At 36.3% G+C, this 13,633-nt stretch carries 11 protein-coding genes; 5 read left to right on the forward strand and 6 right to left on the reverse strand.

Annotated features, from left to right (window positions below; all coding sequences use genetic code 11):
• Positions 1 to 48: 48 nt before the first annotated feature.
• Complete coding sequence (locus ACK1U5_RS21555) at positions 49 to 1,167, forward strand: LCP family protein (RefSeq protein WP_000392785.1); 1,119 nt, start codon at positions 49 to 51, stop codon at positions 1,165 to 1,167.
• A gap of 37 nt (positions 1,168 to 1,204) precedes the next feature.
• Here the strand turns inward: ACK1U5_RS21555 and wecB are convergent, their stop codons facing one another.
• Both wecB and ACK1U5_RS21565 read right to left on the reverse strand, forming a co-directional pair.
• Positions 1,205 to 2,320: a non-hydrolyzing UDP-N-acetylglucosamine 2-epimerase gene (gene wecB, locus ACK1U5_RS21560; protein WP_000140145.1), complete on the reverse strand. Its 1,116-nt coding sequence runs from the start codon at positions 2,318 to 2,320 to the stop codon at positions 1,205 to 1,207.
• Positions 2,321 to 2,394: 74 nt separating this feature from the next.
• Positions 2,395 to 3,720 (reverse strand): UDP-glucose dehydrogenase family protein, encoded by a 1,326-nt coding sequence (locus ACK1U5_RS21565; protein ID WP_061139624.1) that lies wholly within the window; start codon positions 3,718 to 3,720, stop codon positions 2,395 to 2,397.
• Between the two features lie 532 nt (positions 3,721 to 4,252).
• On the opposite strand from ACK1U5_RS21565, the gene ACK1U5_RS21570 reads away from it, so the two are divergent.
• The 3 genes from ACK1U5_RS21570 to ACK1U5_RS21580 all read left to right on the forward strand — a co-directional run bounded on the left by ACK1U5_RS21570 (position 4,253) and on the right by ACK1U5_RS21580 (position 9,043).
• The gene (locus tag ACK1U5_RS21570) at positions 4,253 to 5,326 is read left to right on the forward strand and encodes a glycosyltransferase family 4 protein (RefSeq protein WP_000378319.1); all 1,074 of its coding nucleotides are present in this window, start codon (positions 4,253 to 4,255) and stop codon (positions 5,324 to 5,326) included.
• Between the two features lie 199 nt (positions 5,327 to 5,525).
• Positions 5,526 to 6,263: a polysaccharide deacetylase family protein gene (locus ACK1U5_RS21575; protein ID WP_000597152.1), complete on the forward strand. Its 738-nt coding sequence runs from the start codon at positions 5,526 to 5,528 to the stop codon at positions 6,261 to 6,263.
• Between the two features lie 104 nt (positions 6,264 to 6,367).
• The gene (locus ACK1U5_RS21580) at positions 6,368 to 9,043 is read left to right on the forward strand and encodes a PRD domain-containing protein (RefSeq protein ID WP_000820963.1); all 2,676 of its coding nucleotides are present in this window, start codon (positions 6,368 to 6,370) and stop codon (positions 9,041 to 9,043) included.
• Between the two features lie 184 nt (positions 9,044 to 9,227).
• On the opposite strand, the gene exsM is transcribed toward ACK1U5_RS21580, so the two are convergent.
• Positions 9,228 to 9,641, reverse strand: a complete 414-nt coding sequence (gene exsM, locus ACK1U5_RS21585) for an exosporium regulatory protein ExsM (protein ID WP_000207046.1) — start codon at positions 9,639 to 9,641, stop codon at positions 9,228 to 9,230.
• A 188-nt stretch (positions 9,642 to 9,829) separates the two neighbouring features.
• Here exsM and ACK1U5_RS21590 point away from each other — a divergent pair, with 188 nt between their 5' ends.
• Positions 9,830 to 11,011: a chromate transporter gene (locus ACK1U5_RS21590; protein WP_069605026.1), complete on the forward strand. Its 1,182-nt coding sequence runs from the start codon at positions 9,830 to 9,832 to the stop codon at positions 11,009 to 11,011.
• A 38-nt stretch (positions 11,012 to 11,049) separates the two neighbouring features.
• On the opposite strand, the gene chbG is transcribed toward ACK1U5_RS21590, so the two are convergent.
• From chbG to ACK1U5_RS21605, 3 genes are read right to left on the reverse strand one after another with little or no spacing between them, the layout of a single operon-like run.
• A complete protein-coding gene (gene chbG / locus ACK1U5_RS21595; protein ID WP_113710550.1) occupies positions 11,050 to 11,754 on the reverse strand; it encodes a chitin disaccharide deacetylase in 705 nt (234 codons plus the stop codon).
• A gap of 49 nt (positions 11,755 to 11,803) precedes the next feature.
• The gene (gene celF / locus ACK1U5_RS21600) at positions 11,804 to 13,129 is read right to left on the reverse strand and encodes a 6-phospho-beta-glucosidase (protein WP_069605027.1); all 1,326 of its coding nucleotides are present in this window, start codon (positions 13,127 to 13,129) and stop codon (positions 11,804 to 11,806) included.
• Positions 13,130 to 13,132: 3 nt separating this feature from the next.
• On the reverse strand, positions 13,133 to 13,456 hold the full coding sequence (locus tag ACK1U5_RS21605; protein ID WP_000989057.1) for a PTS lactose/cellobiose transporter subunit IIA: 324 nt from the start codon (positions 13,454 to 13,456) through the stop codon (positions 13,133 to 13,135).
• Positions 13,457 to 13,633: the final 177 nt, after the last annotated feature.

Raw genomic sequence — 13,633 nt, forward strand, 5'->3', positions numbered from 1 at the left:
AGTGAATTACTTCCCTACAAATGAACTAACGAACTAAGGAGATTATATATGGAAGAACGTTATTATCATCTCCAAAATAGCAGAATAAAAAAGAAGCGAAGAAGGAAACTTTTCTTCTTCCTTATTTTCGCATTTTTATTTGGCAGCATAGGAGTTTATGTGTTAAATTCTTACTCTTCTCTTATGGGGATGTATAGTGGTTTTACTCGTGAAAAATCGGATTTAAGAAACGAAGATGTAGAAATTACAAAGGAACCTTTTACAATTCTCATTATGGGTATAGAAGATTATGCGACAGATGGTCAAAATGGTCGTACGGACTCATTAATGTTTGCAACAGTCAATCCGAAAACTAAAAAGATTTCGCTTATGAGCATTCCTCGTGATAGCCGCGTTCCGATTGTCGGAAAGGGAAAAGAAGACAAAATTAATGCCGCCCATGCTTACGGTGGAGAGGAAATGGCAATCAAAACTGTAGAAGGTTTTCTAAAAGTTCCTGTAGACCATTATATTAAAATTGATTTCCAAGGCTTTAAAGGTATCGTTGATGCTGTTGGCGGTGTTACCGTTGACGTACCCTTCGATTTCTGGGAGCGCTCTGACGTGGATTACTACAAAAAAATTCAATTTAAGCAAGGACAGCAAAACTTAAACGGTGAAGAAGCACTTGCTTATGTCCGTATGCGAAAGCAAGATCCAAATGGCGATTATGGTCGAGCTGCTAGACAAAGACAATTACTGGCCGCTGTTGCCCAAAAGCTAAACTCCACCTCTACTGTATTTAAAATTAAAGATTTAACAGCTGTCGTTGGAAAATATATAAAAACCGACATTCCTATTTCAGACGGACTTGCTCTTTACAATAAACTTTCTGGATTTGATCCTTCTACAATGCAAACGTTAAAGCTTGAAGGCGAAGACAAAAAGATAGGCGGTATTTATTACTTCCTTCCAGATCCAATCAGTGTAGAAACGGTGCGTAACGAAATTGAAAAAGAATTAGGAGAAAAAGCAAAAAAACCAACTACAAAAAACAACTCAAGTCCTGATTCAAATTCTAATTCTAACGAACAAACAAAAAAAGCAACAAACCAAAATAAAACACCAACTGATCCGCCACCTTCTACAAATGCTCATGCAGAGTGGATTATGCGCAATCAGCCGTAACAAAAAGGCCCAATCTATGCGATTGGGCCTTTTTTATTTACTTATTAAAGTGCTGTAAAATTGCTTCTACAATACGCTCTGATGCACGACCATCACCGTAAGGGTTAGATGCTTTCGCCATCTTATCATGAGCTTCTTTATCTGATAACAGCTCATCAGCAAGACCAAAGATTGTCTCTTCGTCTGTTCCTGCTAATTTCAGCGTACCTGCTTCAATACCTTCAGGGCGCTCTGTTGTATCACGAAGAACAAGAACTGGTACACCAAGTGATGGAGCTTCTTCTTGTACACCACCAGAATCCGTTAACATTAAGTATGAACGAGCTGCAACATTGTGGAAATCAATTACATCTAGCGGCTCAATTAAATGAATACGGTTATGTTCACCTAAAATTTCATTTGCTATTTCACGAACAACAGGGTTCATATGAACAGGGTACACAACTTGTACATCTTCATGTTTGTCAACAAGACGCTTAATTGCACGGAACATATTACGCATCGGTTCACCTAAGTTTTCACGGCGGTGAGCTGTCATAAGTACAAGACGATCATTTCCAAGTTTCTCTAGTACAGGATGACTATATGTTTCTTTTACAGTCGTTTGTAGCGCGTCAATCGCTGTATTTCCTGTGATGAAAATACGTGACTCATCTTTATTTTCCTTCTGTAAGTTCGTTGCTGATTTTGCTGTCGGTGAGAAATGAAGATCCGCCATTACACCTGTTAATTGACGATTCATCTCTTCTGGGTATGGAGAATACTTATCCCACGTACGAAGGCCCGCCTCAACATGCCCTACTGGAATTTGATTATAAAAAGCAGCTAAACTTGCAATAAATGTTGTTGTTGTATCACCATGTACAAGTACAATATCCGGCTTCGCTTCTTTCATTACTTTATCCAAACCTTCTAAACCACGCGTTGTAACATCAATTAAAGTTTGGCGGTCTTTCATAATATTTAAATCGAAATCTGGCGTAATTCCAAAGATACTTAATACTTGATCTAACATTTGGCGATGTTGTGCTGTTACAGTCACAATCGATTCAATTTTTTCTGGGTGTTTTTGCAACTCTAATACAAGAGGTGCCATTTTAATTGCTTCTGGACGTGTCCCAAAAATTGTCATTACTTTTAAACGTTCAGTCATGTGATTGCCTCTTTTCTTTCACTAATTACAGCTTCTATTATGACATATAAAAATATGCATGAGTACATCCCTTTTTAACGCATAACAGAAACTTTTCTATTACAAATACTTTTTCTTCCCACCGAGTAATAATCTATCTTTTGTTTCTTAACATCTTCATCAGTATAACAATTTCTCCCATCAAATAAAATAGGCTCCCTCATAAGTTGTACGTACTTTTCTAACGGATAAGTTTGAATATCTTCCCATTCTGTTACGATAAAAACCGCACTCGCATCTCTAATCGATTCATCTATACATCTACTATATTGTATAGCATCTCCAAATATATTCTTTACATATTGAATTGCTTTTGGGTCATAAAGAACAATATCTGCACCTATATTAATTAATGCTTCTATTATAATAAGAGATGATGCCTCTCTAATATCATCCGTATTCGGTTTAAAGGATGCGCCAAGAACTGCAATTCGCTTTTTATTCATGTTCATAACTTTTTTCGCTTTTTCAATCAATAGCAGCTGTTGCTTATTATTTACTTCAATAACTGCTTTTAACAAACGAAAATCATGAGCAACATTTCCCGCAATTTGTACCAGTGCTTTCGTATCTTTCGGAAAACACGACCCTCCGTAGCCAATGCCCGCATTTAAAAAAGATGCACCGATTCTCTTATCCATTCCCATCCCTTTGGCAACATCCAATACATTCGCGCCTACCTTCTCACATATATTTGAAATTTCATTAATGAAACTAATCTTTGTAGCTAAAAAGGCGTTCGACGCGTATTTAATCATCTCCGCACTTTTAATATCTGTAACATACGTTTCTAAGCATAATTGACTATACAAACTCTCTACTCTTCTTGCTACTTCCTTACTATCCGCTCCAATTACAATACGATCTCCATGAAAGAAATCATAAATACCTGAACCCTCACGCAAAAACTCTGGATTCGATACGATATGTACTGTATGCCTCTCTTTTAACTTCTCCTCAATCCATCCCTTCATTACATCATTTGTGCCTACTGGAACTGTACTTTTCGTAACAACAATAATATCGTTCGTCGCATATAATCCAATATCGTTACAAGCACTCTGAATATACGTTAAATCTGCCGTCCCATCTAATAAAGGTGGGGTTCCAACTGCAATAAATATAAACTCTACATCATCAAATGCCTCTTCTTTATTTGATGTAAAAGTTAAAGCATTATTCTCATATGCATAATTTATTAATTCATGTAATCTGGCCTCATAAATAGGTAAATCCCCTTGTTTTATCCGTTCAATTTTTTCATCATCTATATCAAAACATGTAACTGAATGCCCTAATTTTGCCAATCCTACTCCTGTAATCAATCCAACATATCCAGTACCTACTATCGTAATTTTCATTTCCTTTTCGCACAGGAATTTACAATAGAAAAGATATGAAAATTAGAATTCTCCCTGCGCTTCCCCCTCTCATATTAAAAATGAGAAAACCCTTTTCCTTCTTCATTATATGAATTACTTCCCTTACTTTTTTTTAAGTTTTTGTAAAATTAAATGCACTATAAAGTAAAACTTAATCAGTGAGAATCAGGCTGCCAGGTCACGTGTGATAAATTCCCACATTTTAACATGAAACTTACTCATTTCTACGTGCAACACTTATAATACTGAAATAAAAGTATTCACTATTGAAGAAAAAGAGGAAATGTTACATTCCAAAGCCCAGTACGATTAACCTTCTTATATGATTCAACATTCTATATACAATTGTCATATATTCTATCCGCTTCCATTAACCGTAAAAAGAAAAAAAGATTGAATTCTAATCTTTTTGTGATACCATATGTTATGAGCCTGTAAATAAACATCATAATTTTCAGATAAATATATTTTCAAAAAAAAATTACGTTAGACTATAAAGGGTGGGGTATTAATGGACTCACAAGTGATTTATGCCATTTTGGCATCATTCATCACTGTACTCGTCGTTACTCCTTTAGTTATTAAATTAGCTTTTAAAATAGGAGCGACAGATAAGCCAAACGCACGTAAAGTGCACCAAAAGATTATGCCACGTCTTGGCGGGTTGGCAATATTTATTGGTGTAGCTGTAGGATTTGTTGTCGGCGGCTTATATGAACAAAGAATGTTATCGATAACGCTAGGTGCGATTATCATTGTAATCATCGGAATTTTAGATGATATGTACGAGTTATCTGCGAGAGTAAAATTCGGTGGACAACTGTTAGTTGCCATTATGATTGTAAAAAGTGGATTATTAGTGCAAGTATTATATATCCCATTCCTTGGGGATACTGAACTTGGATGGCTTGCTTATCCAATTACAGTATTTTGGCTTGTAGGTATTACGAATGCAATCAACTTAATTGACGGCTTAGATGGATTATCTGCTGGGATTTCATCTATCGTACTTGCAACGCTAGCATATATGGCCTTCACTAGCCCATGGGGTACTGGAACAGCTATTATATTGCCACTTGCATTAATTATATTAGCAAGTACAATTGGATTTTTATTCTACAACTTCCATCCAGCAAAAATTTTCATGGGAGATACAGGAGCACTATTTTTAGGATACTGTATTTCTGTTATATCGTTACTTGGATTATACAAAAGTGTAACGTTATTCAGTTTTATCGTTCCAATTATCATTTTAGGTGTACCTATATTTGATACGATATTTGCAATCATCCGTCGTATCGTAAATAAAAAACCTATTTCAGCACCAGATAAATCGCATTTACATCACCGCTTACTTGCAATGGGATTCTCTCATCGCAAAACGGTACTAATTATATACGCATTCGGTATTTTCTTTAGTGTAAATGCCATTATTTTCACTAGTGCAACGTTATGGTTATCCATTATTCTTCTTTTCGCTTTGATTTTCTTCACAGAAATCATCGCTGAAATAATCGGGCTTGTACATGAACGCTACAAACCAATCATTTCCTTTTATAAAAAAGTGAAAAAACGCGAAGACTAATTGTAGTATAGCCTTTTCAATTATGAAATATTCAAATAGCATCCTCTTTCTTATAAGAGGATGCTATTTTTTATTCTCATTTTATATTTCCAAAATATAGATTGTTTGAGAGTTCCTCTATTGGAGAAAGCTATACATAATAAGAAAAGTATCAAGTTTTCTTTTTTACATCTTGATTGTCAAACTGAGGGTGAATGTTATGATCAAGCGAGTATTTCAATGTATTATTTTATTTTTAACGATTACTATGTACGTATCATCTAATACTGAAGCAACAACTGTTATTCCTGCTGAATATCATCCAAATACTGAAACAACTTCTCCTACACAAAAAATTGCGTACTTAACATTTGATGACGGGCCAAACAAATATACTACACAAATTTTAAACATCTTAAAAGAAAAGAACGGAAAAGCAACTTTCTTTGTTATTGGTGGAAAAGTGCCACATTACACAAAAACGATGCAACGATTAATTAAAGAAGGACATTATATCGGGCTCCACAGCATGTCACATGATGTAAAACGCCTTTACACTGGTGACCCTTCCACTTTAATTGCAGAAATGGAGCAAACACAAAGCATTGTCCAGCAAGTTACGAAATTAAATACACATCTCGTTCGCGTTCCATATGGTAGTATGCCTTACTTAAAAAAGAATTACCGTGACGCACTTGTATCGGCCCAGTATAAAATGTGGGATTGGACGATCGATACATACGACTGGAAAAGCTATGACAATCCTTCTGCCATACTCGAAAGAGTACGTAATCAAAGTGATGAACAAGTCGAAGTCATTTTAATGCATGATTCGAGTGTAACCGTACAAATACTGCCAAAAGTAATTGATTATTTACAGTCACAAGGATACAAACTTCTTCCCTATAATCCTTCTTCTCATCTCAAGGTGAATTTTTGGAAAGACACAAGATTGTAACAGCTTTAGCGCCTATGTGCTAAAGCTGTTTTATTTTTCTCTTCCCACCCTTCCCATTTTTGTGTAAAATTTTAAATAGTGATGAAGTTTCGAGGTGAATAGAAATGAAACGAATAGATCTCATTTTTAACGCAATACAAAAAGGCAATTATACAGAAGGTGTAACCGCATCAGAACTCGCTACATTTTTGCAACTAGATCGCGCCAATGTAAGTAGCGATTTAAACAAACTTGTAAAAGATAAACGTTTATTAAAAACAAATACGCGACCTGTTCGTTTTTACATAGAAACGAACACTTCGTTGGAAACGCATTCAAAAGACATAACTTCATTAGATACATTTGCAATTGAAAATACGAGCCTTAAAATTGCAATTGAAAAAGCGAAAGCTTCTATTCTCTATCCTCCAAACGGTATGCATACTTTACTACTGGGAGAAACAGGGGTCGGAAAGTCTATGTTTGCTTCTTTAATGCACGAATATGCAATTGAAGTTGAACAGCTTCCCAAAGATGCACCATTTATCGTATTTAACTGTGCTGATTATGCAAATAATCCACAGTTACTACTCGGGCAATTATTTGGGATTAAAAAAGGAGCTTATACAGGAGCAAGTGATCAAAAAGGGTTAATTGAAAAAGCACATGAAGGAATTCTTTTCTTAGATGAAGTACATCGCCTTCCTCCAGAGGGACAAGAAATGCTTTTCACCTTTATTGACCGCGGAGTATACCGCCGCCTTGGAGAAACAGAGAACGAACGTAAAGCACAAGTATTAATCATTACTGCAACAACAGAAGAACCAAATTCATTTTTATTAAAAACATTTACAAGACGTATACCAATGACTGTTACGCTGCCACCACTTCGTGAGCGTACACATAAAGAGCGCTTTGCTTTACTACAGCTATTTTTCACAAATGAAGCAATTCGTCTGGGAAAAGACATTCACGTTAGCCCAAATGCAATGCGTGCTTTCGTCTTTTACAATTGTCCCAATAACATTGGTCAATTAAAAACAGATGTTCAAATTGCCTGTGCGAAAGCCTATTCTGATTTGGTCACAAAGAAACGTGATTCTGTCTATGTTTCAAGTACAGATTTACCTTGGTATATGAAAGAAGGATTGTTCATTGAAAGGAAGAGCCGTCACTTATACCAAATACCAAATGAAACATTTGTATTTACAGGTGAGGAAGGTTGGAGTAATCATAAAACAGAAGATGAAAAACGCTCTTCTATTTACGATTATATTGATTATAAATACGAAGAACTTCAAGCACGTGGTATTGAAGAGGAAGAATTAGAATTACTAATAGAAAATGATGTTCAAAGCTTTTTCGTACAATATTTTAACCAAATATCAAAAAAAACAAGCCATGAAAATGTTTTTAAAATTGTGGATCGTAATATCGTTTCCGTATGTGAAAAAATAGCGGAACTTGCTGAAAAGCATTTATCTAAGACGTTTGATGAAAAAGTATTTCTCGCTTTAAGTTTACATGTACAGACAACTCTACAACGTTTACAAAGCGGAAAACAAATACATCACCCACAATTAAATCAAATTCGTACGAAATATAAAGAAGCTTTTTCCGTAGCTATGCAATGCATTCAACTACTGGAGGAAGAATTACAAATAACAATGCCTATTGATGAAGCTGGCTTTTTAACAATGTTCTTCGTTGTTGATCCAATTCCTGCCTCACAAACAGAAGTAAAAGTATTAATATTAGCACACGGTAATGGCATCGCAACTGAAATGGCAAACGTCGCAAACGAACTTCTCGGCATTGAGGAAGTAACCGGTATTGATATGCCGTTACACGAATCACCGAAAGATTTCTTGGAACGTGTGAAAGTGTATATGAAAACACTACAAAATGTAAATGGGCTTCTCTTACTTGTCGATATGGGGTCACTTGCTTATATCGGTGACATATTAGAAACGGAGTTCAAAATCCCTGTACGTGTTCTTTCGATGACGAGCACACCACACGCACTAGAAGCAGCTCGAAAAGCTCAGCTCGGTTATTCATTAGATGCGCTGTATGAAACAGTAAAAAATTTAACACCATTTTACTTAAACGTACAAGAAGAAAAGAAAAAACCTCTCTCTCCAATGAAATCTGTTATTTTAACAGCTTGCTTAACTGGTGAAGGAAGTGCTTTAGCTATTCAAAAAATGTTAGAGAACTATTTACGATTTGATAAAGACTTAATTGAAATTATTCCGATTAGTATCGTCCATGAAAAAGATTTAACGAAAATGATTGAGAACATAAAAAAAGAGCGTAACATCATTTGTATCGTCACGAATTTCGATGTGCAAGTACCATGCTTAACATATCATTTCCAAGACATCGTAAACTACACAGCGATTCAGCCCATTCAAGAATTAATTACGTATGAAGAAACATATGCAAAAATGGCGGATATTCTTGAACAACAAATGCAGCGTAACGATGGAGCATTACTAATCAAAACAATTCGTTACGCATTAAATACAATCCAAGAATTAATTTCCTTACAGCTAACTCCTGATAGCTTAATGGGTGTTATTCTGCATATGAGCTGTATGGTTGACCGTCTTCAAAAAGGAGAAAGCCTTCTTCCTCACCCTGATAAAGAGAAAAGAAGACAAGATGAGTACTGGATGTATATGAAAGTAAAAAAAGCGTTGCAACCAATTGAAAATACATTTGAAATACAAATACCAGATGACGAAGTATTTTACGTTATGGACTTCTTTATTAAAAATCAACCTGTGAAAAATTAATCGAGGCAGTTTTTAAAAATATCGACCGTAACGCGAGTTATATCAGCGATTATTGAAATATATCGGCGCAACTCATATTATATCAGCGATTTTCAAAATATATCGATTTACCGACAATAATTGCTAAAACTAGCACCTTATATAATGAGAAAAGGCTGTTCCAACATATGGACAGCCTTTTCCTCTATTTCTTTACTTTTCTAACTCGCCCTCTTATTTCTCCTCTTTTTTGTGATTTCGTATGGACATTAACATATACATTTGCTTGAATAATTTCTTGAAGTAAATGTACAAATGATTTCCCTTGTAAAGGTCCCTCAAAATCCTCCACATTCACTACACCAGTAATACTTCCCTCGTTCAAGCTAATCCCTTGCTCCAGTGGACCATACAAATATAAAACAACAGGACCAATTTGAGTAGACTTCCCTAAATGAATTTGACACGATGTAACCTTTTCTATATTTTTTAGTATTACTCTGTAATGCAATTTCGTTAAATCATCACTAAAAATAAACTCTGCTACCCCAAAAGCTTCTGTATTTACAGGAGGCACTTCCCTCTTACCTGTTAACCTGGCAAAGAAATGTGTTGTCATAAGGCATTCTCCTTATATAAATTTCCCAGCACTACTTCTACTACTTTATGGTTTAGACATAATCATTTATGACTTTTTCAATTTTAATTACAAAGAAAAGATTCACATAATCTTTACATTAGATTTGTTCCTTTTGCTTTACCACTTCTTGTATAATGCACATAGCAAAAACATTCTAGGAGGTTATTTTGAAAAAAAACAAACACACCTTTCACACATTATTAGAGATTTTTCTCGTCTCATTTAAATTAGGACTTACTTCATTCGGCGGTCCTGTCGCTCATCTTGGTTATTTCCACCACGAATACGTGCAAAAAAGAAAATGGATGGATGAACGAATCTATGGAGATTTAGTAGCACTATGTCAATTCCTTCCCGGTCCTGCCAGCAGTCAAGTCGGTATGGGGGTTGGATTATTACGGGGCGGGCTTTTAGGAGCTATTATTTCATGGATTGGATTCACTTTACCGTCTGTCCTTGTTTTAGTTTTCTTCGCCTCATTCCTTAATCAGTTCGATCTTGGGAGTGCTGGCTGGATTCATGGACTAAAACTTGTAGCAGTCGCTATTGTCGCTCACGCCATATGGGGAATGGCGCAAAAGTTAACTCCAGATCGCAACCGTGCGACGATTGCGATTGTAACTGCCGCAATCGCCTTATTATGGCCAAGTAGCTGGACGCAAGTGATCCTCATTATAATATGTGGCTTTATCGGTTGGTTTTTATATCGCAACCAACCAATTAGCCAATCTCAAAATATAAGAGTACCTATTTCAAAAAAGATAGCAGTTTCTTGTCTCGTCTTATTCTTTGGACTATTACTACTGCTACCAATATTAAGACCGTTCTCTTATTACATCGCTTTATTTGATAGTTTCTATCGCTCTGGCGCACTTGTATTTGGAGGAGGACACGTCGTGCTGCCCCTTCTTGAAGGTGAGTTCGTACAAAACGGCATGATGACGAAAGAACAGTTCCTAGCTGGATACGGATTAACACAAGCAGTACCAGGACCACTATTTACATTCGCCTCTTATATAGGAGCAGTGTTAAACGGGACGCTTGGGGCAACAATCGCAACAATTGCAATTTTCCTCCCTGCTTTCTTACTCGTTATTGGTGTTTTACCATTTTGGAACAGCGTGAGAAAAATATCATTCATACAAGGCGCACTACTTGGAGTCAATGCCGCTGTTGTCGGTATTTTAATTGCCGCTTTTTACGATCCCATTTGGACGAGTACAGTTATGAATGCTTCAGATTTCGTTTTCGCTTCGCTTCTTTTTTGCTTACTAGCTTTTTGGAAAACACCACCTTGGGTTATCGTTATACTCGGGGCATTTGGCGGATATATTCTATCCATTTTGTAAATAAAAAACGACGGCATGATGTAGCCGTCGTTTTTCTATTAAAACTTCACAAGTTCTATCCCTTCAGGCAACTCACTCTCTGTTAAAATACGCAATTCCTTCACACGATCCATTACGTAAGAAGAACGCTTCACAAGCTCTGGATCAATATAAGCTGGATGAACCATAATTTCTACCGTTTGTTCACCTTGTACTCTTTCTTTTAACTTCACAAAGTAATCTTCCTTCACACCATCCGCATAAAAGTCACTGTAAAATACATCAGAAAATGGATGCGCCGCTCTATCTTCCCCACAACGACGAATTGGAACATTATATTTAGCTGCTAATCTCTCAAGAACATCGTGTAAGATCGGTAATCCGTGTACATGATGATGACTATCTAAATGAGTTGGTGTTAATCCGTAAGATAGGAATTTCTCAATTTGAGCAGTCCACTCTCTCTCAACTTCTTCTGGATTTATATTCCCTTCCCTTACAACACTTTGTTTATGAAACGATCCGTCGCTACCTACAAGTGATGGTACGTCTCCAAGAAGTGGTTCACCTGCTGTTAATACGAGATGTACGCCTACTCCGAGTAGGTTATACTCTTTCGCTAAGCGTACCGCATGCTCTGTTCCTGGCATATTCATCATCATCGTCGTTGAATTTACAAGTCCATTTATATGCCCATCAATAATGCCGTAATTTGTACCTTCTGTAAGACCGAAATCATCTGCATTTACAATTAACTTAATCATCATAATACCTCCTAATAGAATAAAAAAAGCGGGCTAAATAGCGCCGCTTTTACTTCTCTACCTTTTTAAAGAACTGTGGAAGATACTCTTTATGTGCTTCCAACATTTCATCTAAAATTTGTTTTGCAACTTTATCTGATGGTACAAGTGGATTGATTGTCATAGCAAGCAGCGCCTTATGATAATCCCCTGTAACAGCAGCTTCAATTGTTGTGCGCTCGAATGATTTAATTTGTTGTACTAAACCGCGAACTGGTACTGGAAGATCTCCAACTGCAATTGGTTTTGGGCCTTCTTTCGTAATAATACAGTTCACTTCAACAGCTGAATCATGTGGTAAGCTTGCAATTGTTCCGTTGTTTCGTGTATTAACAGGCTGGATATCACCTTTATTATTGTAAATAGACGTAATTAAGCTACATGCTGCATCACTATAATAAGCTCCGCCACGTTTTTCTAATTGTGGTGGTTTAATATCTAAGTTCGGGTCTTTATATAACTCAAATAAATCATTTTCTAATTGTTTTACTACTTCTGCACGTGTACCTTTTTCAACAGAAACCTCTTTCTCTTCTTCTAACATTTCACGTGTTTTGTAGTAGTAACGATGGTATGGACATGGAATTGCACGAAGTCCGCGAATAAAGTCTGGTTCCCAGTTAAGCGCTGCGATATTTTCCATCGTAATTTGCTTTTCTGGATCTGTCACAAGCTCTAACACACGATCCATTACACTTACGCCATCTAAGTATACATCTAGTCCGTATACCATATGATTTAAACCTGCGAAATCAACGTGGACACGACTTGCATCTACTTCAAGTAATCTTGCAAGACCCATGCGGATTCCGATTGGAACGTTACATAGACCAACTACTCTTTGAATATTTGTATAACGAAGGACAGCCTCTGTTACCATACCAGCTGGATTTGCAAAGTTAATTAACCATGCATTCGGACAGAGCTCCTCCATATCTTTACAAATATCTAAAATAACAGGAATCGTTCTCAACGCTTTAAATAAACCACCAGGACCATTTGTTTCCTGACCGATTACATCATATTTTAACGGTATTGCTTCATCTTTTGCACGTGCTTCTAATAAACCAACGCGAAGTTGTGTTGTTACGAAGTCAGCATCTTTTAATGCCTCACGGCGATCAAGTGTTAAATGAACCTCAATTGGTAAACCTGATTTTTTCACCATACGTTTCGCTAAGTTACCAACGATTTCTAACTTTTCTTTTCCTGCCTCAATATCTACTAACCAAATTTCACGAACAGGAAGCTCATCATAACGCTTAATAAATCCTTCAATTAACTCTGGTGTATAACTAGATCCACCGCCGATTGTAGCAATTTTAATTCCAGTCATGCTTTATTCCCCTTTCGCTTCAAGCTTTTTATAAAGATCGATAAACTCTGCTGCTAATTCTTTCACTGTAATCGCATTCATTAAATGATCTTGTGCGTGAATTAAAAGAACACTAATCTCTGTTTTTTCTCCTCTTGCTTCTGATTGTATGAGCTCTGTTTGGAAATGATGCGCTTCATTAATCGCTTCTTTCGCCTTTACCATCGCTTCATCTGCTTCTACCATTTTCCCCTGTTTGGCAAATTGAAGTGCCTCCATCGCAAAGCTTCGTGCGTTACCACTATTTAAAATCAATTGGAATGGAATTTGTTCTGCTGTAGTCATCATAATTACCGCCCTCTCTATAAGGTTCAACCGATTTAAATACCCCTTCAGTTTGAACATGTCTATTAAAGTATGAATTTATTAATGATAGTTTAGTGTTCATATAGATGTTTTTCATCTTTTTGAACATGATATAAAGGTAATTGTTCTCACAGACACTGTTGCCTGTGAGAACAATTA

This window comes from Bacillus sp. XB1 (genome assembly GCF_053557995.1).